14 protein-coding genes are annotated in these 24,850 nt (G+C 68.0%); 9 read left to right on the top strand and 5 right to left on the bottom strand.

What is annotated here, in order from left to right; translation table 11 throughout:
• Window positions 1–14 precede the first annotated feature (14 nt).
• The 3 genes from AC3WL7_RS05715 (at window position 15) to AC3WL7_RS05705 (ending at window position 4,514) form a co-directional block, all read left to right on the top strand.
• A complete protein-coding gene (locus tag AC3WL7_RS05715; RefSeq protein ID WP_492749646.1) occupies window positions 15–2,330 on the top strand; it encodes a TonB-dependent siderophore receptor in 2,316 nt (771 codons plus the stop codon).
• Between the two features lie 62 nt (window positions 2,331–2,392).
• The gene (locus AC3WL7_RS05710; RefSeq protein ID WP_492749645.1) at window positions 2,393–3,130 is read left to right on the top strand and encodes a response regulator; all 738 of its coding nucleotides are present in this window, start codon (window positions 2,393–2,395) and stop codon (window positions 3,128–3,130) included.
• A complete protein-coding gene (locus tag AC3WL7_RS05705; protein WP_492749644.1) occupies window positions 3,123–4,514 on the top strand; it encodes an ATP-binding protein in 1,392 nt (463 codons plus the stop codon). The genes AC3WL7_RS05710 and AC3WL7_RS05705 overlap by 8 nt, the downstream gene beginning before the upstream one ends.
• A gap of 82 nt (window positions 4,515–4,596) precedes the next feature.
• Here the strand turns inward: AC3WL7_RS05705 and AC3WL7_RS05700 are convergent, their stop codons facing one another.
• Window positions 4,597–4,920 carry a hypothetical protein gene (locus AC3WL7_RS05700; protein WP_108745596.1) on the bottom strand — a complete coding sequence of 108 codons (324 nt, stop codon included), beginning with the start codon at window positions 4,918–4,920 and terminating at the stop codon, window positions 4,597–4,599.
• Between the two features lie 147 nt (window positions 4,921–5,067).
• Between AC3WL7_RS05700 and AC3WL7_RS05695 the strand changes: the two genes are divergently transcribed.
• The 3 genes from AC3WL7_RS05695 to ligD all read left to right on the top strand — a co-directional run bounded on the left by AC3WL7_RS05695 (window position 5,068) and on the right by ligD (window position 8,961).
• Window positions 5,068–5,466, top strand: a complete 399-nt coding sequence (locus AC3WL7_RS05695; RefSeq protein ID WP_492749643.1) for a hypothetical protein — start codon at window positions 5,068–5,070, stop codon at window positions 5,464–5,466.
• A gap of 99 nt (window positions 5,467–5,565) precedes the next feature.
• The gene (gene ku, locus AC3WL7_RS05690) at window positions 5,566–6,495 is read left to right on the top strand and encodes a non-homologous end joining protein Ku (protein WP_492749642.1); all 930 of its coding nucleotides are present in this window, start codon (window positions 5,566–5,568) and stop codon (window positions 6,493–6,495) included.
• A gap of 3 nt (window positions 6,496–6,498) precedes the next feature.
• The gene (ligD, locus tag AC3WL7_RS05685; protein ID WP_492749641.1) at window positions 6,499–8,961 is read left to right on the top strand and encodes a DNA ligase D; all 2,463 of its coding nucleotides are present in this window, start codon (window positions 6,499–6,501) and stop codon (window positions 8,959–8,961) included.
• Between the two features lie 88 nt (window positions 8,962–9,049).
• Here the strand turns inward: ligD and AC3WL7_RS05680 are convergent, their stop codons facing one another.
• The 4 genes from AC3WL7_RS05680 to AC3WL7_RS05665 all read right to left on the bottom strand — a co-directional run bounded on the left by AC3WL7_RS05680 (window position 9,050) and on the right by AC3WL7_RS05665 (window position 14,483).
• On the bottom strand, window positions 9,050–11,851 hold the full coding sequence (locus AC3WL7_RS05680) for a TonB-dependent receptor (protein WP_492749640.1): 2,802 nt from the start codon (window positions 11,849–11,851) through the stop codon (window positions 9,050–9,052).
• A gap of 118 nt (window positions 11,852–11,969) precedes the next feature.
• The gene (locus AC3WL7_RS05675; RefSeq protein ID WP_200732578.1) at window positions 11,970–12,365 is read right to left on the bottom strand and encodes a hypothetical protein; all 396 of its coding nucleotides are present in this window, start codon (window positions 12,363–12,365) and stop codon (window positions 11,970–11,972) included.
• A gap of 473 nt (window positions 12,366–12,838) precedes the next feature.
• The gene (gene eda / locus AC3WL7_RS05670) at window positions 12,839–13,477 is read right to left on the bottom strand and encodes a bifunctional 4-hydroxy-2-oxoglutarate aldolase/2-dehydro-3-deoxy-phosphogluconate aldolase (protein WP_079224507.1); all 639 of its coding nucleotides are present in this window, start codon (window positions 13,475–13,477) and stop codon (window positions 12,839–12,841) included.
• Window positions 13,464–14,483 carry a sugar kinase gene (locus AC3WL7_RS05665; protein ID WP_079224509.1) on the bottom strand — a complete coding sequence of 340 codons (1,020 nt, stop codon included), beginning with the start codon at window positions 14,481–14,483 and terminating at the stop codon, window positions 13,464–13,466. The genes eda and AC3WL7_RS05665 overlap by 14 nt, the downstream gene beginning before the upstream one ends.
• Before the next feature lie 285 nt (window positions 14,484–14,768).
• Between AC3WL7_RS05665 and AC3WL7_RS05660 the strand changes: the two genes are divergently transcribed.
• From AC3WL7_RS05660 to AC3WL7_RS05650, 3 genes are all read left to right on the top strand, one after another.
• Window positions 14,769–17,549, top strand: a complete 2,781-nt coding sequence (locus AC3WL7_RS05660; protein WP_492749639.1) for a TonB-dependent receptor — start codon at window positions 14,769–14,771, stop codon at window positions 17,547–17,549.
• 225 nt (window positions 17,550–17,774) lie between these two features.
• Window positions 17,775–20,951: a TonB-dependent receptor gene (locus tag AC3WL7_RS05655; RefSeq protein ID WP_492749638.1), complete on the top strand. Its 3,177-nt coding sequence runs from the start codon at window positions 17,775–17,777 to the stop codon at window positions 20,949–20,951.
• Between the two features lie 75 nt (window positions 20,952–21,026).
• Complete coding sequence (locus AC3WL7_RS05650) at window positions 21,027–24,845, top strand: LamG-like jellyroll fold domain-containing protein (RefSeq protein ID WP_492749637.1); 3,819 nt, start codon at window positions 21,027–21,029, stop codon at window positions 24,843–24,845.
• Window positions 24,846–24,850: the final 5 nt, after the last annotated feature.

Genomic DNA, 24,850 nt, shown 5'->3' with positions numbered 1-24,850 from the left:
CAAGGACTCCCCCTGTGACTGCCGATGCCCTCACCCGCGCGGGCCTGCCGCGCGCTGCCCTGCCGTGCCCGTCAGCCCTCGGCCGACGCGCTCTTGCCCTGGCTGTCGTCCTGGCGCTGCCGCTGGCGGCCCATGCCGAAGCACCGGCCGATGCCAACCCGACCACCCTGGATGGCCTGGAAGTGACCGCGCGCCGCCAGTCGCAGGCGGACAGCTACACCCTGCCGATCAGCAAGGCCGCCATCGGCCTGGACCTGAGCCTGCGCCAGACCCCGCAGTCGGTGACCACGGTCACCCGGCAGCAGATGGATGACCTGCAGATCGAGTCCATCAACGACGTGCTGACCAGCACCACCGGCATCACCACCTATTCGCTGGACAACGCCGGCCGCACTACCTTCCGTGCGCGCGGCTTCGATATCGGCAACTTCAAGGTCGACGGCATGCTGATCAACGGCGCCAGCAGCTTCAGCGGCGGCGGCGCGGGCCTGAACATGGACCTGTACGACCACGTGCAGGTGGTGCGCGGCGCAAACGGCCTGCTCGGTGGCACCGGCGACCCGTCGGCCACCATCTACCTGGAGCGCAAGCGCCCGACCCGCGAGTTCGGCGGGGCCGCCTCGCTGATCCTGGGCAGCCATGACAAGCGCCGCCTGATGGGCGACGTCAACGTGCCGCTGACCGCCGATGGCCGCGTGCGCAGCCGCTTCGTGGTCAGTGCCGAGGATTCGGACAGCTTCCGCCAGCGCGAGGACCTGCAGCGCCTGGGCGGCCTGGCCAGCTTCGAGGCCGACCTGGGCGACGCCACCGTGGTGAACCTGGGCGTGCAGTACGAGCGCACCCGCAACGGCGGTGGCTCGTGGGGCAGCAACGTGCCGATCTGGTGGGCCGACGGCACCCGCACCCACCTGCCGCGCAGCACCAACCCGGCCGCCGACTGGAGCGTGGCCAAGCGTGACAACACCTCGGTGTTCGGCAGCGTGGAACAGGGCCTGGGCGCGGACTGGAAGCTGCGCGTGGCCTTCGCCCATGACAGCGGCGAGAGCTACACCAACTACGGCGTGGCCAAGGTCAACAACGCGGCCCCGGGCAAGGGCTTTGCCGGCTTCTGGAACCCCGATGGCAGCGGCGCCTTCCTCAACGCCATCCACAACGAATCGGAAACCCGCCGCGACAACCTGGACATCAGCGTGAGCGGCCCGCTGCAGCTGTTCGGCCGCGAGCACCAGCTGATGGCCGGCTTCAACGGCTACCGCAGCGAGATCACCGATTACGCCTTCAGCGCCGCACTGGGCAACTGCACCATCGGCGGCGTGGCCCCGTGGAGTGGCTGCCAGTACCGTGCGGTCGGCCTGCCGATCGATGACTGGCGCACCTGGGACGGCAGCTACGCGCCGTACGAAACCTTCCGCACCCCGGCCCGCACCAAGACCATCACCCAGAACGTGGGCGGCTACCTGGCCGGCCGCTTCAGCCTGGCCGAGCCGCTGTCGCTGGTGCTGGGCACCCGCGTGAGCAACTACAAGACCTACAACCAGGTCTACACCAAGGCCGACGTGCGCACCCGCGGTGCTGCCACGGGCGACCAGCAGGTGGTCACCCCGTACGCGGGCCTGGTGTGGGACTTCGCGGCGAACTACTCGGCCTACGTGAGCTACACCGATGTGTTCAGCCCGCAGGGCAACGTGCGCGATGCCAACGACACCCTGCTCGACCCGGTGACCGGCAAGAGCTACGAAGCCGGCATCAAGGGCGAATGGGCCGACGGTGCGTTGAATGCTGCCCTGGCCGTGTTCCGCAACGAGCAGAACAACGTGGCCGAGAGCACTGGCGAAGTGCATCCGGTGACCGGCTTCAACATCTACCGCGCGGTGGACGGCGTGGTGTCCAAGGGTGCCGACCTGGAAGTCTCCGGGCGCCTGGCGCAGGGCTGGAACGTGTATGCCGGCTACACCTGGCTGCAGGTCGATGGCCTGTCCTACCAGCAGGACCCGCGCCACCTGCTGCGCCTGAACACCTCCTGGACCCTGCCCGGTGCGCTGTCGAAGCTGACCGTGGGCGGTGGCCTGTCGATGCAGAGCGGCACGGTGATGTCGACCAACCCGGGGCGCCCGCTGGGCGGTGGCAAGTACGACGCCAGCAACCTGCCGATGGGCGGCTACACCCTGGTCAACCTGATGGCGCGCTACGCCCTGACCGACACCGTGCAGCTGGCGGTGAACGTGAACAACCTGACCGACAAGCTGTACTACACCCAGTACGGCTTCTACGACGGGCTGATCTTCGGCGAGCCGCGCACCACTACCTTCAGCATCCGCGCGCGCTTCTAAGCGCCGCCGTGGCACCGGCCTGCAGCCCTGCAGGCCGGTGCTGCATCTGGGAAGATGCGTCCATGCCCGAGTCCCCACCCCCGTCCGCCCGCATCCTGGTCGTCGATGATGATCCGGAGATCGGCGCCCTGCTCGCCCAGTACCTCGGCCAACAGGGACTGCAGACCGTCGTCGCCGGCGATGGTGATGGCATGCGCGCGGCGTTGGCGGCCGGGACCTTCGACGCAGTGGTGCTGGACCTGATGCTGCCCGGCGAGGATGGGCTGGACCTGTGCCAGCAGCTGCGCGAGCAGACCGCGCTGCCGGTGATCATGCTGACCGCGCGTGGCCGCCCGGCCGACCGCATCCTCGGCCTCGAACAAGGCGCCGATGACTACATGGCCAAGCCGTTCGACCCGCGCGAGCTGCTGCTGCGGCTGCGCGCGGTACTGCGGCGGCAGGCGCCCGTGCAGGCGGCCACGGCCCCCACGGCGGACGTGGCACGCGTGCGCTTCTCCGGCTGGACCCTGGACCCGCGCACCCATCTGCTGCAGGCCGACGATGGCCGCCGCCACCTGCTGGGCGAGACCGACTTCAGCGCACTGCAGCTGTTCCTGCGGCATCCCGACGAGGTGCTCGAGCGCGATTTCCTGGTGGAGCAGGTGTACGGCCGCGACCGCATGCCCAGCGACCGCAGCATCGACATGTGCATCAGCCGGCTGCGGCAGATGCTGGAACATGACAGCCGCGCGCCGCTGCTGATCCGCACCGTGCGCAACCGGGGCTACTGCCTGGCCGGCCCGGTGCAGGCCGATGGCTGAGGCACGCCTGGGCTGGCCGCGCACGCTGTACGGGCGGCTGGTGCTGGTGCTGGTGGCCGGCATGCTGCTGGCACAGCTGCTGACCGGCACCGTCTGGCATGACGCCCGCTACGAGCGGGTGGCCGAGATCCCCGCGCGGCTGGCTGCCGCGCATGTCGCGCAGACACTGCGCCTGCTGGAGGCGCCGGCCTCGCCGCTGGCCGGTGCCGACCCCGCCGTGCTGTCCACGGCCGACCTGACGGTGCGCGCGGTGGAAGACAGCGGCCATGTTTCGCTGCGCCCGCGCGACCGCGCGGTGGAACAGCTGCTGCGCGCTTCGCTGCAGGGCGAGCTGGGCATGCCGCGCGAGCTGCACCTGCAGCGCCTGCGGCTGTACGACGCGCAGGGCCGGGAGGATGACAAGGTGCTGTCGGCGCGCCACGTCGCGGGCCAGTTCCAGCTGCGCGTGCGCAGTGCCCAGGGCAACTGGCTGCAGTTCGACGTGCGCGAAGGCCAGGCCGGCCTGCAGCTGGAGCCGGCCCATGCGCTGGGCGACTACCTGCTGCGCATCTACGGCCTGCGCACCCTGCTGATCGTGCTGCTGGCCCTGCTGGTGGTGCGCTGGCTGACCCGGCCGCTGACCCGGCTGGGCGCTGCCGCACAGGCCTTGGGCCGCAACCTGCATGCACCCCCGTTGCCGCTGGAGGGCCCGCGCGAGGTGCGCCAGGCCGCACAGGCCTTCAACCAGATGCAGCAGCAGCTGCAGCAGGCCGCGCAGGGCCGCGAGGAGCTGCTGGCAGCGGTCTCGCACGACCTGCGCTCGCCACTGACCCGCTTGCGCCTGCGGACCGAACTGCTGGCCGACGAGGCCGCACGCGCCCGCTGGCGTGCCGACCTGGACGACATGCAGGAGCTGGTGGATTCCATCCTTGATTACAGCAGTGCCACCCAGCTGCGCGGCGACCGCGAGCCGATCGACATCGATGCCCTGCTACGCACCGTGGTGGAGGACGCATGCGAGGCCGGCCATGCCGTGCAGCTGCAGGGCCGGGTGGGCGTGGCCTACCCCGGCTTCCCGCGCAGCCTGAAGCGTGCGCTGGCCAACCTGCTGGACAACGCCGGGCGCTATGGCGGCGGCGCGCAGGTCGAGGCCTGGGGCGATGCCGAGGCCATCCACATCAGCATCGCCGACCAGGGCCCGGGCATACCGGCCGCACAGCGGGAGCGGATGCTGCAGCCCTTCCAGCGCCTGGAGGCTTCCCGCAGCGCGCGCCATGGTGGCACCGGGCTGGGCCTGAGCATCGCGGTGGCCGTCGTGCAGGCGCATGGCGGCCAGCTTGCGCTGGAGGACGGGCCGGGCGGACGCGGGCTGTGCGTGCGGATCACCCTGCCCCGCAGCGGGTAGTGCCGGCCGCTGGCCGGCAACACGCCATCCATCCGCATTGCGTGTCTGCCGGCCAGCGGCCGGCACTACCGTCAATGGAAGCTCAATCCGGTGCCTTGGCCGGCACGAACGGCGAGGTCGGATCGCTGGCCGGGAAAGTTTCTTCCAGTGCCTGGTCCTGGTTGTCGCTGGCGTGCTGCTTGCGCTCTCGGCGCTTGAGCGGGCTTTCCTGGCCGCCGCGGTGGCGGTCGCCGCAGTCCTTGCGGTCCTGCGCGGCCTGTTCGGGGTGATGGACGGCCGGCAGCGCATCTTCGTGCGGCACCTGCATGCCGGCGCCCCGGTCCTCGGCATCGGCCAGATCGTGCTTGGCACGGGATTCGCCCGGCACGGGGGCGTGGGTCTGGCGCAGCGGGTCACGGTTGGACATGGCGAATACCTGGCGTTGGCGGGGGGCTCCACTACAGCGCGGCAGAGGTAAAGCCGCCGCGAACCCCGCGTCATGAACATCTCTGTCACGGCTGGATAACGGCACCGCCGGTATTCCTGCCCACCCGCCCTGCTGCAGGAGCCGGCCATGGCCCGTCTTGAACGCCCCGCCCCGTCCGTGTTCAACGCCCTGCTGGACCCGCTCGGCGCCCGCACGCCCCTGCGCCGCGCGCGCCGCCATGAGGACCCGCAGGCGGTGGCGCAGGATTACCTGCAGTACATGCTCAACGACTACGAGCGGCGCCGCGCCAACGGCCACCGCAACTGGCGCGACCTGTGCCCGGTGTACGCCTTTGCCCTGACCACCCACGCCGCTGACTGGCCGCGCGGCGGCGACGCCGATACCGGCGAGGAACTGGCCGCGCACTGGGAGCAGATGCGTGGGCAGTCGCGGTTGGGCTGGTTGCAGGCACGCCCGGTGGTGGAGGACGCCTGGCGCGCGCTGGACCACATTCCGGCGGCGGCGGTGCGGCCCCTGCTGCAGTAACCCGGCCGCCCCGCGCCACCCGGCCTGCACGGGGCCGACACGGCCGTTTCACGGTGGGCGTCCGAAGCTGGCCGCCCCGCCGCAATGCAGGTGCGCGCCATGGCCCGCCCGATCTGGACCGGTACCCTCTCCTTCGGCCTGCTGAACGTACCGGTGTCGCTGATGTCCGGCGAACGCAAGGTCGACCTGCAGTTCCGCATGCTCGATTCGCGCGACCGCAAGCCGATCCGCTTCGAGCGGGTCAACGCCGATACCGGCGAGGAAGTGCCGTGGAAGGACATCGTCAAAGCCTACGAGTACGACAAGGGCAGCTACGTCGTGCTGGAAGAAGGCGATATCCGCTCGGCCGCGCCGGAAAGCCATGAAACGGTGGAGGTGGAAACGTTCGTCGATGCCACCCAGATCGATCCGCGCTACTTCGAGAAGCCCTACCTGCTGCTGCCCGGCAAGAAGGCCGAGAAGGGCTACGTGCTGCTGCGCGAAACCCTGCGCGGTACCGGCAAGGCCGGCATCGCGCGGGTGGTGGTGCGTACCCGCGAATACCTGTGCGCGGTGATGCCGCAGGGCCACGCGCTGGTGCTGATGATCCTGCGCTACCCACAGGAACTGGTTGATCCGGAAGACTACAAGCTGCCGACCGGCAGCCTGTCCGACTACCGCATCACTGCCAAGGAAACGGCGATGGCCGGGCAGCTGATCGAATCGATGGCCGCCGACTGGGACCCCTCGCAGTACCACGATGAATTCCGCGAACGCCTGCAGCAGGTGCTGAACAAGCGCATCAAGACCAAGGGCGGCACCACCCAGGTGGAAGAGGAGCCGGTGCAGCACGAGGACGCCAGCACCAACGTGGTGGACTTCATGGCGCTGCTGCAGAAGAGCCTGGACGCGAACAAACGCACGCCGGCGAAGAAGACCGCGACGCGCAAGGCACCGGCGAAGAAGGCTGCGAAGAAAGCCGCCAAGAAGACCGCGGCCAAGACAGCCAAGGCGACGAAGAAGGCCGCGCCGCGCCGCAAGGCAGGCTGAGCCATGTCGCTGCACCAGTACCGTCGCAAGCGCCGCCTGGGCGGTGGCAGCGGGCAGACGCCGGAGCCGGATGATGGCCCGGCCGCGGGCAATCCAAAGCGGCGGCCGCAGTTCGTCATCCAGCTGCACCACGCCAGCGCGCGGCACTACGATTTCCGCCTGGAGATGGACGGCGTGCTGAAGAGCTGGGCGGTGCCCAAAGGCCCATCGCTGCGGGTGGGCGAGAAGCGCCTGGCGGTGGAGGTCGAGGACCACCCGCTGTCCTACGCCGGCTTCGAAGGGGATATTCCCGAAGGCCACTATGGCGCCGGCCATGTGCAGGTGTTCGACCACGGCAGCTGGGCCTGCGAAGGCGACCCGCTGCAGGCACTGGCCGCCGGCAAGATCGACTTCGTGCTGCACGGGCAGCGCTTGAGTGGCGGTTGGAAGCTGGTGCGCACGGCCATGAAAGGGCGCCAGGTGCAGTGGCTGCTGATCAAGCGCGATGATGCCGATGCGCGCGATGCCGAGGCCGATGATCTTCTGGAGGACGCCATGCCTGCACCCCGGGCTGCAGCAAAGCGGGCGAAGAAGGCCGCGCGCGCGACCCCACGCAAGGCAGAGGCGCGCTGGCGTGCGCGCGCGCTGAAGCTGGCCGGTGCACGCGACCAGCCCTACCCGCGTGGCTTCAAGCCGCAGCTGACCGATCACCGCGACACCGCGCCGGACGGCGAACTTTGGCTGCACGAGATCAAGTGGGATGGCTACCGCCTGCTGGCCGACCTGCACGACGGCGAGGTGAAGCTGCGCTCGCGCAATGGCCTGGACTGGACCGGTGATTTTCCCGAAGTCGCCCAGGCCGTGCGCGCGCTGCCCGTGCACGATGCACGGCTGGATGGCGAACTGGTGGTCCTCGACGCACAGGGACGCAGCGATTTCGCCGCCCTGCAGCGTGTCATCGATGGCAGCTCGAAACAGCCGCTGCGCTACATCGTGTTCGACCTGCCCGGTGTGGCCGGCGTGGACATCAGCCGCGCACCGCTGCGGGAACGCAAGGCGCTGCTGAAGGCCCTGATCGGCCCGGAGCCGGGCACGCTGGCCTTCAGCGACCATGTGGTCGACCACGGCCCGGCAGTGTTTGCCGCCAGTGGTGATGCCGGCTTCGAAGGCATCGTCAGCAAGCAGGTCGATGCGCCCTACGTGAACAGCCGTGCGCGCAGCTGGGTGAAGGTGAAGCACGAGGACAGCGACGAGTTCATCATCATCGGCCACACGGCGCCCAAGGGCAGCCGGGTCGGCTTCGGTTCGCTGCTGCTGGCCACGCCCGATGCGGGTGGGCTGCGCTACGTCGGCCGGGTCGGCACCGGCTTCGACGATGCGGGGCTGAAGGCGCTGAGCAGCGCGCTGGCGCCGCTGGCGGTGAAGAAAGCGGTGCTGGAGCTGCCCGCGCATGTTCCCTTCCGCGCGGCCAGCGTGCGCTGGGTCAAGCCGGTGGTGGTGGCCGAAATCGCGTTCCGTGGCTGGGGCAAGGAAGGGCTGCTGCGCCAGGCCAGCTTCAAGCGCCTGCGCAGCGACAAACGCAGGGAGGACCTGGGCGTGGCAAAGGCGGTGGAGCGCGATGATGCGGCGGTGGCCATCAGCCATCCCGAGCGGGTGGTGTACCCGAAGCAGAAGCTCAGCAAGGGCGATGTGGCCGCTTACTACCAGCAGATGGCGCGCTGGATCCTGCCGGAGATCGCCGGCCGCCCGCTGTCGCTGCTGCGCTGTCCCGACGGCGTCGGCAAGGCCTGCTTTTTCCAGAAACACCATGGCCCCGGCCTGGGCGATGGCGTGCATGCGGTGCCGCTGCAGCAGAAGAGCGGTCGCGAGGATTACGTGTACATCGATGATGCGCGCGGGCTGCTGCAGCTGGTGCAGATGAACACGCTGGAGCTGCACCCGTGGGGCGCGACGGTCGAGGATCCCGAGCATCCGGACCGGCTGGTGTTCGACCTCGACCCCGGTGACGGCGTGAGCTGGGCGCAGGTGAAATCGGGTGCGCGCGAGGTGCGCGACCGCTTGCAGCAGGTCGGCCTGCAGAGCTTCGTGCGGCTGTCCGGCGGCAAGGGCGTGCACGTGGTGGTACCGCTGCAGCCCAAGGCCGGCTGGGAACAGGCCAAGGCCTTCTGCGAAGCATTTGCGCAGGCGATGGCGCTGGAGCAGCCCGATCGCTACGTGGCAACCATGAGCAAGGCCAAGCGCGAGGGCGTGATCTTCATCGACTGGCTGCGCAACACGCGCGGTGCCACCAGCGTGTGTTCGTGGTCGCTACGCGCGCGCGAGGCAGCAGGCGTGGCGGTGCCGTTGCGCTGGGAAGAACTGGCAAAGGTGAGCGCCGCCGATGCGTTCCCGATGCAGAAGGCGCTGGCCCGGGCGAAGCGCCTGAAGGGGAATCCGTGGCAGGGCATCGAACGCGTGAAGCAGGTGTTGCCGACCGGTAATCGGTAGCGCCGGGCCACGCCCGGCGAGCGCGCAGCGCGGATACGTTGCGTGTCGCCGGGCACGGCCCGGCGCTACCAGATCAATGCAGCGTGGATCAGAAGTCCGCGCGGATGCCGAAGGTGACGCGGCGTCCGGAGAACTCGTACTGGGTCGGGAAGGCCTTGTCGATCGTGTAACCGCTGGTCTTCTCGTCCAGCAGGTTGATCGCTTCCAGGTTCAGCTTCCAGGTGTCATTGAGGCGGAAGCCGATCGAGGCATCCAGCTGGCCATAGGCATCGCGGTAGACCGGATACATGTTCAGGTGGATGTACTCGACGTACTTGTCCTTGTAGTTGTACGAGGCGCGCGCGCTGAAGCGGTCGTTCTCGTAGTACAGGGTGAAGTTGTACGCCTTCTCGGCCAGGCCTTCCGGCGGGGTCGGGATATCCAGGTCCGAGGCACCGGTCAGCGAGTTGTCCAGCTGGGTGTAGTTGGCATTGATGCCCCAGCCTTCCAGCGCCGGGTGCAGCATCGACAGCGGCAGTTGCGCGACCAGCTCCACGCCGGTCACCTTGTAGGAACCGTCGGCGTTGACCGGCTGGTAGACCTCGAAGTCGTAGTAGCCGTCCAGCGAACCGTTGGCGTTGAGCTTCTCGACGTTCGGCACGATGCCGGTCAGCGACTGCCGCACCACGCCGTCGATCTTCTTGGAGAAGTACGACGCAGCCAGCAGGCCACCGTTCTGCAGGTACTTTTCCAGGCCCACTTCCCACTGCTTGGCGGTGGTCGGCTTCAGCGCCGGGTTGCCGTCCATGAAGCGGAAGCTGCTCCAGCTGACGGTGCGGCGGTAGGCGATGTCGGTCAGCGACGGACGCATCAGCGTTTCCGAGGCGGCACCGCGCAGCACCAGGCCGTCGGCGATCTCGGCGGTCATGTTGAAGCTGGGCAGGATCCTGCTGTAGTCGCCGCTGCTGGAAATCGGCGACGGCGTGTAGCCGTTGCTGCCGTCGGCGTTCTGCACCGGGTGGAAGCCGGCCGAATCGACGTCGGTGTCGATCGAGCGCACGCCCAGGTTGGCGTACACCGGCACGCTGCCGATATCGAAGTAGAAGTCGGCCATGGCATACAGCGCCAGGGTCTTTTCCTTCACTTCGTAGTACTGGCCCGGATCGATCGGGGTTTCATAGCCCGGGTAGCGGAACGTGGCACGCGCGTAGGCATTGGAGATCTGCTGCCAGTCCAGGTCGCTCGGGCGATAGCCGCCGCCCGGGGCGAGCTGGCTGATCCACACCGGGTTGCTGTCGGCCAGCGTGCGCGTGTTGACCCACGCGGCGCTGCCGGCGGTCGGGCCCTGGATCTTGCCGCTGCCGAACTCGCGTTCCTTGGTCTTGTCGGTGTAGCGCGCGCCGAACTGCACGCCGCTCAACGCCGGGAAGAAGGCCAGGTTCATCTGCCGGCGCAGGTCGAGCTGCGCAGCGTACTTGTCATCCTTCACCTTCTCCAGCTCGGTTTCGTACGCTTCGAACAGGTACTTGTCCGCAGCGTTGTACATGTCGAAGCCACCGGTGGTGCCGGGCACGGTCTCGCCGCCGTTGCTGGTCCAGCGCGTGCGTGACGGCGCGTAGGCCACGTGCTTGAGGTTGGCGTAGTCCGAATCCTTGCGCGCACCGGAATAGCCGACCAGCGCATCGATGTCCCAGCCGCCGACCTTCCAGTCCAGCTTGCTGCTGAACTGGCGGTAGTCGGTGTTGGCGTTGCGTTCCTTGCTGAGGATCTCGTGCTGGGTGGCGGTGTAGGCCACGTCCTTCAGCACGGTGATGCCGTAGTCGCCCAGCGTGGTGTTGTCGTAGTCGTAGATGCGGTCCAGGGTGCTGCGGCTGGATGCCGAGTAGGCCGCGGCATCGTACTCGTCCTCGTGCGTGTCATAGCCGCCGAACATCGCATCGAAGCTGAGCGAAAAGGTATCGCTGGGCTTGAACTGCAGCGAAGCGGTGGCGCCCCACTGGTCCTGCTCGTTGAGGTAGACGCGGTCGCCGACCTTGTCCTGGAAGATGATGCGGCTGGTCTCGTCCTTGTCCATGCGATCCTGCACGACGATGCCGGCATCACGTGCCAGCACGGCGGCGGCCTGCGAACCAGGCGTGCCCGACGCTTCCAGGAAGCGGCCCATCGGGCGGAAGTTGATGCCCGAATTGGAATCGGTGCGGTTGGTGCGCTTGGCCTTGGAGAACGACACCAGGCCGCCCCAGTCGCCCCAGGTGTCGCTGGCGAGGAAGGAGATCTTCGGATCGATCCTGCCGTTGATCGAGTTGTGCGAGGCTTCGGCCGAGGCGCTGAACTTCGGCTCGGGGAAGTCGAACGGCTTGGCCGTTTCGATGTAGACCGAGCCGGCGATGCCACCTTCCTCGTCGGCTGCGGTCGGCGACTTCTGCACGGTCACCGTCTGCACGACGTCGGCGGCGAAGATGTCGAACTGCACGTCGCGCCCACCGCTGCCCGAGGCGGTGGCGAGGTTGTTGATGGACACCAGGGTGAACTCGCTGGGCAGGCCGCGCACGCTGACCTTGCTGCCCAGGCCCTTGTTGCGCTCGATGGTCACGCCCGGCATGCGCTGCAGCGCTTCGGCCAGGTTCTGCTCGGGGAAGTCGGCCACGTCGGTGGCGACGATCGAATCGGAGAAGCCGATGTTGGCGCGCTTGAGGTCGACGGCGCGTTCCAGGCTTTTGGCATAGCTGCCAGAGACCGTGACGGTGTCCAGCTGCTGCAGCTGTTGCCGGGTATCGCCATCGGCGGCTTCTTCAGCCATTGCATCGATGGGCAGCACGGCGAGGCCGCCGATCAGCACCGCATGCACGGCGCGGGACAAAAGCTTCGCATGGGGGGCCGCAGCGGCGGCCTCCCGGTTCTGGTAACGCATCGGATGATTTCCCGGTTCCCTGTGATGTCTTACGCCGCGCCTGCCCCTTTATCCGTGGGTGCAGGCCCCTGCGCCGCGTTGCCGACCTTCGGCGGGCACCGAGCCTAGGGGGGAATTGTTAAGCCTGTGTTGCGCTGCGGGACGGACGACGACCGAACCACCAGCCACCGAGCAGCTGCAGCGGCAGCGACACCAGCAGGGAGATGGCGAACCAGCGCGGGAAATCACCGCCCATCACCCACAGCCCGTAGCCGCTGCCGACCACCAGCAGCGTCCAGATGGACGTGCCATGCGCGCGTGGCCAGCACGGTGCGTAGTAGGTGGCGAAGGCGATGCCGGCGATGCCGCCGAGCACGGTGAAGGCCAGGTCCCAGCCCAGTTGCGCTTCGCTGCCGGGGTGCAGGCCGAACAACGACGGCAGCCAGCCGCCGGCACTGCTGACCAGGGCCAGCGCAAGCAGCGCGCCAACCAAGGCAACGATGGACAGGAAAACGGTCTTGAGCATCTCGGGCATGTGCGCATTGTACGGCGCAGCATGCACAGGAGCGGCATGGCCGCCGCATCCGTGGGAGAGGGAAACGGAGCGGCGGCCACGCGCAGGCGGATTCGCAGTGTTGGCGTGCCCGACCCGCCTCCCACGGCCACGAAGTGCCCCACGCCCGTCATGGCCGGGGAACTGCGGCGGGTCCGGTCCGCCAGCCATGCCGCATGGCAATGGCTGTGTGGCAGAGGCCTCGGGTATCGAAGATTCCAGCGTCATGCCCGCCCCCGGACATGGCACTGGGCGTCGATGCCCGTGGCGTGCCGAACTCGCGGAAGGCGATGCCCTCCGCTTGAGGGAGAGCATGCAGGGGCGGCGTTGGCGCTGCCTTGATCCTGATCAATGGATCAAGGCAGCGTAGAGTCGAGCTTGCTCGACTGCTTTTTGCCAGAAGCCAGTCGAGCAAGCTCGACATCTACCAGAGCAGGGGCAACGGGAAGGGCCGGTCAGCCGGCCAGCACCGCTGCTTCGCGCGCCAGGCGCTCGATGCTGTCCCAGTCGCGCGACTGCATCAGGGCCGCCGTGGTCAGCCATGAACCGCCCACGCACAGCACGTTGGGCAGGTGCAGGAACTGCGGCGCGGTCTGCGCGCTGATGCCACCGGTCGGGCAGAAGCGCACATCGGCGAACGGGCCGTGCCACGCCGACAGCAGCGGCGCACCGCCGGACTGCACCGCCGGGAAGAACTTGAACGTGTCCAGGCCGTGCTCCAGGCCGAGGATCAGTTCCGAACCGGTAGCCACGCCGGGCAGGTACGGCAGATCGGCGTCGCGCGCGGCGGCGTACAGCGTGGGCGTCGCACCGGGCGACACCGCGAAGCGCGCACCGGCTGCCTTGGCGGCCTCCATCTGCGCCGGCGTCAGCACCGTGCCTGCGCCCACCACGGCGTCGGGCACGGCCTCGACCATCGCCTTGATCGCATCCAGCGCACGCGGCGTGCGCAGCGTCACCTCGATCACCGGCAGGCCGCCACGGAACAGCGCCTGGGCCACCTGCACCGCATCGTCGATGTCATCAGGGGTGAACACCGGGATCACCGGTGCAAGTTTCAGTACCGCACGTACGCGCGGATCAGCGCCGGACATCGAATCGCTCCTCGCCCACCAGGGCCAGTACGTCAGCTTCGCTGACGGGGTTGAAATCGCCGGGGATGGAGTGCTTCAGACCACCGGCGGCCAGGCCGAAACGCACGGTGGCGTCGGCATCGAAGCCGGACAGGATGCCATGCAGGATGCCTGCGGCGAATGCATCACCACCGCCGATGCGGTCGACGATGCCCTGCAGCTGGCGCACCGGTGCCTGCGCGCGGGTACCGTCGCGGCCCAGCAGCAGCGCGCCCAGGGCGTGGTGGTCCACGCTGAGGGCCTGGCGCTGGGTGCAGGCCATCCACTGCAGCTGCGGGAATGCCGCGAACGCGGCGGCGGCGGCGGCTTCGACCTTGGCCACCACATCGGCCTGCTCGAAGCGCTGGCCGAGGATCACTTCGATATCGCGGTAGTCGGCGAAGACGATGTCGGCCTGGGCGAACAGCGCGTGCAGGATCGCCTGCGCATCGCCGCCCCAGCGCTGCCACAGCTTGGGCCGGAAGTTGCCATCGAAGGACACGCGCACGCCCAGCTCGCGCGCCGCACGCGCTGCCGCCAGGGTGGCCTGGGCCACGTCCGGGCCGAGCGCCGGGCTGACCCCGGACAGGTGCAGCCACTGCGCGCCCTGCAGCAGCACCGGCCAGTCGTAGTCGGCGGCGGTGCTGCGCGCGAAGGCCGAGTCGGCGCGGTCATAGACCACTTCGCTGGCACGCTGCACGGCGCCGGTCGTGAGGAAGTACAGGCCCATGCGCCCGTCCGGGTCCTGCCGCACGCTGCGCGTGTCGACCCCGTGCCGGCGCAGTTCACCCAGCACGTGGGCGCCCAGCGCGTTGCCGGCCACGGTGCTGACCATGGCCACCTCATGTCCAAAGCGGGACAGCGAGACACCCACGTTCGCTTCGGCCCCACCCACGTGTACCTGCAGCTGCGGCGACTGCATCAGCAGTTCGTGACCGGGCGCCCCCAGGCGCAGCAGCAATTCCCCGAAACATACGACACGACCCATTTCCGCTCCCTTACGCTGGCCGCCAGCGGGTACTGCTGGGCGGCGTGGAATCGCGCCACGCACCCGCGTGGCGGTTGACCATCGGTGTCATCGCGAAACCGACCGGCCGTGCACACAGCCTATCAAACTGTCGGAAGCATTGTCCCGCAAGCGTCTTGGAGACATTACAGGTCTGTTGCGGTGCAAGATGCCGCAGAGGGAACGTGCTGCTACCGTCGGCTCTGACCAGCGGTGTCATTCCGCTGAAACACTCGCGAGACCAGACCTTTGGGAGAGGGGAAAGGCATGCATTCTCGGAACCACGCAAAAAAGACACCGGTTACCTTGCTGGCCATGGCGGTCAGCCTGGCCCTTTCGGCGGGTGCCGCCGCCCAGCAGCAGAGCGAGGCGCCCAGCGCCACCAACCTGGATACGGTCAACGTCACCGGCTACCGCGCCAGCGTCGAGAAGGCGCTGGACATCAAGCGTGGCGAGGCCGGCGTGGTCGATGCCATCGTGGCCGAGGATGTCGGCAAGTTCCCGGACCTGAACCTGGCCGAGTCGCTGCAGCGCATCCCGGGCGTGGTCATCACCCGCGAGGCCGGTGAAGGCCGCAACATCTCGGTGCGTGGCCTGGGCCCGGACTTCACCCGCGTGCGCATCAACGGCATGGAAGCGCTGACCACCGTCGGCGCCGGCGACCAGAGCGGCGGCACCAACCGCGGCCGCGGCTTCGACTTCAACGTGTTCGCTTCGGACCTGTTCTCGCAGATGGTGGTGCGCAAGACCGCCTCGGCCGACGTCGAGGAAGGCTCGCTGGGCGCGACGGTCGACCTGCGTACCGCGCGCCCGTTCGACTACGACGGCTTCACCTTCGTGGCCAGTGGCCAGGCCAGCTACAACCAGATGGCCGAGAAGGCCGACCCGCGCCTGGCCGCGTTGATCTCCAACACCTTCGCCGATGGCACCTTCGGCGCGCTGCTGTCGGTGGCCTACTCCGAGCGCCAGGCGCTGGAGGAAGGTTCCAACACCGGCCGCTGGGCCAACGGCCCCAGCAACGGCGGCTTCAGCGCGGCCTCGCCCTTCACCGCCGCACGCAGTGCCGATGTCTACCACCCGCGCTTCCCGCGCTACGTGCAGATGGAACACCAGCAGAAGCGCCTGGGCGTGACCGGCTCGCTGCAGTGGAAGCCCTCCGACCGCACCGAGATCTCGCTCGACACGCTGTACTCGAAGATCGACGCCACGCGCGACGAGCACTATATCGAAGCGATCTCCTTCAGCCGCAACCGCGACTCGGCCACCGGCGCCAACCGCCGCCCCGACCGCGACGGCAAGCCGGAAACCATCGTGCGCAACGGCGAGATCCGCAACAACGCGCTGCTGTACGGCGAGTTCGACAACGTCGACCTGCGCACCGAGAACCGCCACGACGAATGGAACACCGAGTTCAAGCAGGTCAGCCTGAACTTCGATCATCGCTTCACCGATGATTTCCAGATGACCGGCAAGGTCGGCATCTCGCGCTCGGCCCACGAGAACCCGGTGCAGACCACCATCATCATGGACAAGTACGATGTGGACGGCTACAGCTACGACTATCGTGGCAACAGCCGGGCGCCGATCATCAACTACGGCATCGACCCCACCAATCCCAATGGCTGGGAACTGGCCGAGATCCGCCTGCGCCCGCAGTACGTTGACAACGACTTCGACACCGCCGAAGTCAACTTCAACTGGAACCTCAGCCCCGGCTTCCGCCTGAAGGGCGGCGTGCTGGCCAAGGACTACACCTTCAGCACGCTGGAGCTGCGCCGCACCAGCGAAGGCGCAGTGCCGGTGATCGCCAACGGCAGCCGCATCGTGCCGGCCGACCTCACCAGCCAGGCGGGCCTGAAGGGCATCAACGGCTCGCCGTCGAACTGGGTGGTGCCCAACCTGGGTGCCATCGCCGACCTGCTGGACATCTACAGCAACAGCGGCACCTTCGCCGTCGCGCCGCGCGCGAACAACAGCCGCAGCGTGGAAGAGAAGGACCGTGGCGTCTGGCTGATGGGTGAGTTCTCCACCGACCTCGGTGCCATCCCGCTGTCGGGCAACTTCGGCGTGCGCTACGTGCAGACCGAGCAGACCTCCAGCGGCGCGGCCACGGTCGGCGGCGTGCTGGTGGATGCCACCACCAACCGCAAGTACAACGACACCCTGCCCTCGTTCAACCTGGTGGCCGAGATCACCCCGGACTTCCTGATCCGCCTGGGTGCGGCCAAGGTGATGAGCCGCCCGGGCCTGGGCAACCTGACCCCGGGCGTGACCGTGGCCGTGGCCGGCGGCGCGCGCACCGTGGCCGGCGGCAACCCCAACCTCGATCCGTTCCGCGCCACCAACGTGGACATGAGCTTCGAGTGGTACTTCGCCGAAGGTGCAATGGCCGGCATCGGCCTGTTCTACAAGGACATCGACTCGTTCGTGCAGACCACCCGCGAAGTGCGCCCGTATTCCAGCAGCGGCCTGCCGGCCAGCCTGCTCGACGGCACCGGCGCTTCGGTCAACGATGACTTCACCTTCAGCATCCCGCTCAATACCCCCGGCGGCGAACTGTATGGCGTGGAAGCCAACTACACCCAGCCCTTCACTTTCCTGCCCGGCAAGTGGTCCAACCTGGGCGTGCAGCTGAACTACACCTGGGTCGACACCAGCATCCAGTACGTCAATGGCGCGGGTGCAGCGGTGATGAAGAACCAGCTGACCGGCACCTCGAAGAACGCGTGGAACGCGACGCTGTTCTACGAAGGCGATGCCTGGTCGGGCCGCGTTTCGGCCACCAACCGCAGCGACTACCTCACCCAGGCACCCGGCCAGGAAACCGGCTTCAACCTGGACGGTTACCACGGCATGACCGGCACCACCGTCCTCGATGCATCCATCCGCTACCGCGTCAGCGACCAGCTGGAACTGAGCCTGGAAGGCATCAACCTGACCAACGAAGCATCGGATGAGTGGGTGTACTCGCCCACCACCGGCCAGCTGCCGCTGCAGTACACCGAAACCGGCCGCCAGTTCCTGCTGGGCGTGCGCTACAAGTTCTGACCGCCGACGCGGCGGCGTGGCAGCACGCCGCCGCACTTCGAGTGCAACGAAGAAACGCCGCTGCGGCTGCTGCGGCGCAAGATGCCGCGCGCCATGCGCTTTGTTACGTTCACGCGTGACCCGCGGTGTCAGCAAGTCGTTGCACCTGCGTCGTACCGGAGGAGGCCGGTACGCACGCTAGAACGCCTTCGCAACGCTTGAGGACACCCTGGGAGGGGTTTACAGATGGATTCGTCGCTCGCGCTTCACTGCGGCCGCGCGCCGCTCACCGTGCTTGCCCTGTCGATCGGACTGGCGCTGAGCCACGCCGCGCATGCGCAACAGACGCCGGAAGCGGCCGCCGCCGATGCGGTCGACCTGGACAAGGTGGAGGTCAAGGCGACCTACCGCGAAAGCCTGCAGCAATCGCTGGACGAAAAGCGCTACAGCGTCGAGCAGGTCGATGCGATCTACGCCGAGGACATCGGCAAGTTTCCCGACCTGAACCTGGCCGAATCGATGCAGCGCATCGCCGGTGTTTCCATCGACCGCGAAGGCGGCGAAGGCCAGCAGATTTCCGTGCGCGGCCTCGGTTCGGATTTCACCCGCGTGCGCATCAACGGCCTGGAAGCGCTGTCCACCGCCGGCAACGGCAGCACCGGCGTCAACCGCAGCCGCGGCTTCGACTTCAACACTTTCGCCTCCGAACTGTTCAGCCGGGTCAAGGTCAACAAGACCCAGTCGGCGCAGATGGACGAAGGTTCGCTCGGCGCCACCGTCGACCTGCGCGCGTCGCGGCCGTTCGATTTCGAAGGCTTCCAGGCCTCGCTCAACGGCCAGTACGGCTACAACGAACTGTCGCGCTCGAAGGACCCGCGCGTGTCGGCGCTGCTGAGCAATACCTGGGCCGACGGCCGCTTCGGTGCGCTGGTGTCGGCGGCGTGGAGCAAGCGCACGATCTTCGAGGAAGGCTACAACCCGGTGCGCTGGGAGCACGGCAACTACCGCAACTCCAACCAGGCCACGGCCGCCAACAACGGCACCTACGGCTTCTGCAGCCCGGCCGGCTATGACCCGCAGACGCCGCGCAACCCGGCCGCCAATGAAACCGCGCAGGGCGTCGGCAGCGCCGCCAACCAGGCGCGCAGCAACGGCTGGGGCAGCTATGGCATCGACGCCAACCACTGCGGCACCGGCATCGACCGCCCCGATGCAACGGCAGAGAACATCGCCGCCTACGAGACCGCCACCAACGCGTGGATCCCGCGCTACCCGCGCTACATCCGCACCGAGCATGAGATCGAACGGCTGGGCGTCACCGGTGCGCTGCAGTTCCGCTTCAGCCCCGACAGCCTGCTCAACCTTGACCTGATGTACTCGAAGCTGGACAAGGACCAGCGCGAGGACTCGATCGGCGCCAACCTGCACCGCACCGCGCAGTACGGCGGCAAGACCCAGATCGTGGTGCGCGAGGCGCAGGTGGATGCGCAGAACCGGCTGGTCTACGGCGTGTTCGACAACGTCGACTTCCGCACCGAATCAACCGCCATCGAGGAAAGCACCGAGTTCAAGCAGGCCAGCCTGAACTTCGAGCACCGCTTCAACGATGCGGTGCGCCTGGACGCACTGGTCGGCCACTCTTCGTCCAGCTTCGAGCGGCCGGTGTTTTCCATGGTCAGCTTCGACAACAGCAACCTGGATGGCTTCGTGCTGGACATGCGCAACGGCGCCAGCATGCCGTCGATGACCTTCCCCTTCGCCCTGGGTGATGCGGCATCGTGGCAATGGCTGGGCTACGGTACCGCGCCGGTGAACGCCAACGGCACCGCGCGCGGCGGCAACATCAGCGAAGTGCGCCTGAACCCGCAGTACGTCGACAACAGCTTCGACACCGCCAAGGTCGACCTGACGTTCAACGTGTCGCCCACCTTCACCCTGCGCGGCGGCCTGGCCTACAAGGACTACGGCATGCGCACGCAGGAGTACCGCAACATCAGCTATGGCCGCATGTCGCAGGCGCTGCCCGATGGCGTCGGCGTGGGCGACCTGTCCACCAGCCTCGATGGTTTCGGCAAGGGCCTGGACGGCAGCACCCCGGGCAGCTGGCTGATCCCCGACTTCAACCGCATCGCCGAGCTGCTGGACATCTACTGCAACTGCAACACCGGCACCCTCGGCGGCGACTACCGCCTGGCCGGCGTCGGCCACTTCGGTGCATCGAACAACAACTTCGACGTGACCGAGAAGAGCTACGCCAGCTACCTGCAGCTGGACTTCAACACCGAACTCTGGGACCGCCCGTTCCGTGGCAACCTCGGCCTGCGCTACGTGCGCACCGAGATCGATGCCAGCGGCTATGCACCGTGCCAGGCGGCAAGCAGCAGCGACCTGTCAGCGGCATGCGAACCCTTCCTGGGCGTGGCCAGCGCCACCGCCGATGCCGGCGAGCGCCTGCTGGTGGCCACCACCGTCGGCCACCGCTATGACGACTGGCTGCCCTCGCTGAACCTGGCCTGGGACCTGACCGACAGCGTGGTGCTGCGCTTCGGCGCGGCCAAGACCATGGCCCGGCCGACCCTGTCCAACCTGTCGCCCAGCGTCAGCGGCGGCCCGACCAGCTTCCTCGACGAGGACCGCTACTACTCGATCAACCTGGGCAACCCGAAGCTGGATCCGTTCCGCTCCACCAACTACGACCTGAGCGCGGAGTGGTACTTCCAGGAAGGTGCCCTGCTGTCGGCGGCAGTGTTCTACAAGGACATCGAAACCTACGTGCAGCGCACCCGCCTGCTGACCACCTGGGGCGACATGGGCTATTCGCTGGACCTGCTGCCGGCCGGCTTCAGCCCGAACACGCTGTTCAACGTGCAGAGCTACTTCAACACCCCCGGTGGCCCGCTGAAGGGCTACGAGCTGACCTACCAGCAGCCCTTCAGCTTCCTGCCCGGCTTCTGGAAGAACTTCGGCATCCAGCTGAACTACACCCACGTCGACTCGAAGATCAAATACCTCTTCAGTTCCGGCAGCGGCGACACCATCGTCACCACCTACACCGAGAACGACCTGCTGAACCTGTCGCCGAACTCGTACAACGCCACCCTGTACTACGACGACGGCCGCTTCAGCGCACGCGTATCCACCAGCTACCGCGATGCCTACATCAACCAGATCCTGACCCAGGAAAACGTCTGGGACCTGGACGGCAACCAGTACGCCACCGCCGACGTGACCGGCAAGTACAGCGTGGAGAACGTGGATTTCAACATGTCCTGGAAGTTCAACAAGCAGCTGACCGTCAGCTTCGAGGCGATCAACCTGCTGGACAGCGCCGACGAGCGCTTCGTCGATTCGGCCCTGTCACTGCCCGACCGCTACACCCACACCGGGCGCCAGTACTACCTGGGGCTGCGCTACAAGTTCTGAGCACGCCCCCTGTCCCGCCGTACCGCACCGCCGCCATGCCGCTGCACCGTCGAATGCTGCTGAAAGGAAGGTTCCATGCACCGTACCGCCCCTGACCTGATCCGCCCGCGCCGCCGCCTGCTGGTGGCCGCGCTGTCGCTGGCCACTGCGCTGCCCGCGCTGGCCGCACCGTCGCCGACGCTGCTGTTCCACGTCGACGCCAACCAGGGGCTGACTGCCGTGACGGCGCAGGGCGAAGCGGTGCCGAACTTCCGCGACAAGGCGGCGGTGGTCGATGACGGTGCACGCGGCAAGGCCATCCAGTGGGAAGACGATGGCGTGCTGGCCTGGGATGCGCCCGGCAACATCCAGGCCCAGCGTGGCACCCTCGCCTTCGACTGGCGCCCGCGCTACGCGGTGGGCGAAGCACCGTTCGTGATCTTCCGCGTCGGCTATGCCGACCACAGCAGCTGGGACATGGCATGGCTGCGCATCGACTGGAACGGCCACGGCTTCGATGCGTTCGTCACCGATGCCAACCTCGCGCGCAGCCGCGTGTCGTTCCGCATGGATACGCCGCCGCGGCCGGAGCAGTGGCTGCACCTGGCCTTTGCCTGGGACGAGGACCAGGGCGTGCGCCTGTTCGTCGATGGCCGCGAAGTGGCGCGTGCACAGGCCACCGGTGACTACGACGCGGCGCTGGACCAGCTCGGCCTGGCCGGGCGGGTGATGGCGCCCTACCAGGTGCAGAGCCGTTACAACTTCCTGCGCGGCAGCGATTTCCAGCACATCCGCGTCTACGACCGCATGCTCGATGGCCCTGCCGTGCAGGCGCTGGCGGGCGGCAAGGCGCCGGCCAGCGCAGTGGCAGCGGCCACCGACGAGCGTGCCTGGCGCCATCGCTTCGGCTGGGAAGGTGCGGCACCGCCGGCACTGGCATCGGCCGGCACGCGCATCCGCAAGATCGAGTTTGCCGATACCCGTGACCTGAAGGCATGGATGTGGAAGGCCACCGATGGCATCGCCGAAACCACCTGGCCGGGCGTGTACAACCGCTCGCGCCTGCCCGGCCGCAACGACTATTTCCAGCTGCCGGACTGGAACACCTACGTGGAAAGCGGCCAGCACCTGGATCTGACCCTGCCGGCCGGGGAGACGGTGAACCGCATGGAGATCCGCGGTGCGGCCTTCGGCACCCTGGCCCACGGCCCCGACGCTGCCCATGCCACGCAGGTGCTGGCCACGCGCCCGCGCGGCGTGGTGCGCAGCGTGCAGGACATTCCCGCGCAGCAGGGCGGCGTGCTGCGTTTCAGCAACGTCGAACAGGAAACGCCGATCCAGGAAATCTGGGCCTACAACGTGAGCGAAGGCGCCGAACCGGAAGGCACGGTGAAGCAGGCCTACGTGATCGACAGCCAGGCGCTGCCCGACTACACCAACCTCGATGCGCTGCGGCACTACATCGATGGCCGCTACCCGGCTGCCGAGCGCAGCACGGTGATGGCCCTGCCCAAGGGCGCCGGCTCGCGCCGCCGCAGCCCCGATACCCTGCCGGCGCAGCCCCGGCCGATCGTGCACGTGCTGATTCCCTCCGGCGTGGGCGATGCGCCGGCCAACCAGCCATTGATCCGCAGCTGGGCCTACAGCTGGGAAAACATGCACGACGGCCTGGATGGCGTGGCCATCGATATTCCCGCGCTGGACCTGCCGGCCACCCACGGCGGCCTGATCCCGCTGAACATCCGCATCAAGGACCCGATCTGGCCGGCGCGCGACATGATCGATGTCTCGGTGTCGGTGCAGCCGGGGCAGGCACGCACGCTGTGGCTGGACCTGCGCGACCGCATCCTCACCCCGGACAGCCTGTGGCTGAGCATCGCCTCGGCCGCGCCGGGCTTCGATGCCGCTGCGCTGGACGGCGCGCAGATCCGCCTGGTGTTCAAGCCGCGCGCGGAAGCGCTGAAGGAGCACGTCGCCGACCGCTTCAACCAGGTGCGCGACAACTGGGGCTTCCTGGTGGAGGAGCACACCACCTCCAAGCGCCAGCGCCTGTATGCACGCGTCTACGCGGACCTGAGCGACCTGCTGCGGGTGGACCCGGACCACGAACTCGGCCGCCTGTACTGGAACTACATCAGCTACAACAGCCAGGGCCGCCCGCCCTACACCACACCGGCCGTGCCCAAGGGCGTACCGGCGTGGGCGTTCAACCAGGTGCAGGACCTGGCCCAGGTGCGGCAGTTCGTCGACTGGTGGATCGACCAGCGCCAGGTGGCCTATGGCGATTTCGGTGGCGGCATTTCCGATGATTCCGACCTGACCCAGCAGTGGCCGGGGCTGGCCCTGATGGGCGTGCAGCCGGACCGGCTGAATGCTTCGCTGACCGCGCTGTCCGATGCGGTGTACCGCAATGGCATGTTCAGCAACGGCCTGAGCACGATCGAGACCGACGAGCTGCATTCCTACGAGGAAGGCATCAACACCAACAGCGCCATGCTCTACCTCAACTGGGGCGACCCGTTGACGCTGGAGCGCCTGATGGAAACGGTGAAAGCGTTCGACGAGCGCATCATCCTGCGCAACCCGCAGGGCAACCTGCTGTTCTCCAGCAACTGGTTTGGGGGCAACAAGGTCTACCGCGAACCGAACTGGCAGTGGCAGAAGCCCTATTCGTTCCCGGTGCTGCACCCGGCGTTCCTGCTGGGCCAGTACAACGCCGATGCGACCGGCCGCAAGCTGGTGATCGGCCTGGCCGATGGCTACCTGGCCCACGCGGGCACCGACGGGAAGGGCCGCTTCACCCTGCCCAACGAGATCAACTGGGCCACCGGTGCCACCCGCGGTGGCGAGTTGAACAACGGCTCCGGCGGCGGCGACACGATGCACACCTTCTGGGCGGCGTGGCGCTGGACCGGCGATGCGAAGTACCTGCAGGCGCTGGACTACCGCGTGGCGCGTGGCGGGCCGGGCGCGCTGGCCAACCTGGGCGAGAACTACGTGGACGTGCTGGGCAGGCAGCAGGACTGGTACCCGACGCTGACCGCCGACGCCGATGCTGGAAAGACCGGTTTCGCCAGCCTGATGGCGTGGCAGGCCAGCGGTGATACGAAGTACATCGACGCGCTGCACGCCGACGGCCTGCAGGCCAAGGTGCAGCGCGCCTACATGAACACCGAGGGCCACTGGTGGTCCGACCGCGTGGAAGCGCCCAGCGAGTTCCTGCAGCGCGCGCGCCTGGGTGGCATCGCGCTGAAGCGCAACCAGAGCTGGCCCGGCCACACCGTCAGCTGGCGCTTCGACCGCGACGGCGCCGCCGAACAGGTGGCCCTGCTGGTGCACGCGCCGTCACGCGAACGCTTCACCGTGACCAGCCACAACCTGGGCACGCGCACCATCGCCGCCGACATGACCGGCTGGAACGTGGCCAGCGGCACCTGGCGCGTGCGCAGCGGCGTGGACGCCGATGGCGACGGGCGCATCGACGGCACCGCCACCGAACGCAGCGTGCAGCTGGAAACCAGCGCTTCGGTGCCGATGCAGTTCCGACCGGGCCGCACCGAAGTGTTCGAGTTCGAGCGGATCACCGCCGGTACGCCGGTGGAAATGCGTGCGGACCTGGGCATCGGCCGTGGCGATGTGCGGGTGGACGGGCGCCAGGTGCACGTGACCGTGCACAGCCTGGGCCATGCCGGCAGCGGCGTGGGCGTGGCGGTGCTGGAGGACGCACGTGGCCGCGAGATCGCGCGCACCGAGGTGCCGGCGCTGGCCGCACCGGCCGACCTGCAGCCGAAGACGGTGGTGGTGTCGCTGCCGTTGCCCGCCGGTGACCGCAGCGGCCTGCGCGTGCGCGTGGCGTTGGCCGATGGTGGCGAGGAAGTGACCCGGTTGAACAACGTGGCCGACGTGCCGCGTTGATGGGA

The sequence above is a fragment of the Stenotrophomonas sp. FW305-3-2-15-E-LB1 genome (assembly GCF_058787375.1).
The sequence above is the reverse complement of the archived record's forward strand: the minus strand, read 5'-3'. Positions and strand labels throughout refer to the sequence as shown.

Coding starts and splice junctions, on each gene's coding strand:
- AC3WL7_RS05710 (WP_492749645.1), top strand. CDS start 2,393: ATGCCCGAGTCCCCACCCCCGTCCGCCCGCATCCTGGTCGTCGATGAT.
- AC3WL7_RS05705 (WP_492749644.1), top strand. CDS start 3,123: ATGGCTGAGGCACGCCTGGGCTGGCCGCGCACGCTGTACGGGCGGCTG.
- AC3WL7_RS05700 (WP_108745596.1), bottom strand. CDS start 4,920: ATGTCCAACCGTGACCCGCTGCGCCAGACCCACGCCCCCGTGCCGGGC.
- AC3WL7_RS05695 (WP_492749643.1), top strand. CDS start 5,068: ATGGCCCGTCTTGAACGCCCCGCCCCGTCCGTGTTCAACGCCCTGCTG.
- ku (WP_492749642.1), top strand. CDS start 5,566: ATGGCCCGCCCGATCTGGACCGGTACCCTCTCCTTCGGCCTGCTGAAC.
- ligD (WP_492749641.1), top strand. CDS start 6,499: ATGTCGCTGCACCAGTACCGTCGCAAGCGCCGCCTGGGCGGTGGCAGC.
- AC3WL7_RS05680 (WP_492749640.1), bottom strand. CDS start 11,851: ATGCGTTACCAGAACCGGGAGGCCGCCGCTGCGGCCCCCCATGCGAAG.
- AC3WL7_RS05675 (WP_200732578.1), bottom strand. CDS start 12,365: ATGCCCGAGATGCTCAAGACCGTTTTCCTGTCCATCGTTGCCTTGGTT.
- eda (WP_079224507.1), bottom strand. CDS start 13,477: ATGTCCGGCGCTGATCCGCGCGTACGTGCGGTACTGAAACTTGCACCG.
- AC3WL7_RS05665 (WP_079224509.1), bottom strand. CDS start 14,483: ATGGGTCGTGTCGTATGTTTCGGGGAATTGCTGCTGCGCCTGGGGGCG.
- AC3WL7_RS05660 (WP_492749639.1), top strand. CDS start 14,769: ATGCATTCTCGGAACCACGCAAAAAAGACACCGGTTACCTTGCTGGCC.
- AC3WL7_RS05655 (WP_492749638.1), top strand. CDS start 17,775: ATGGATTCGTCGCTCGCGCTTCACTGCGGCCGCGCGCCGCTCACCGTG.
- AC3WL7_RS05650 (WP_492749637.1), top strand. CDS start 21,027: ATGCACCGTACCGCCCCTGACCTGATCCGCCCGCGCCGCCGCCTGCTG.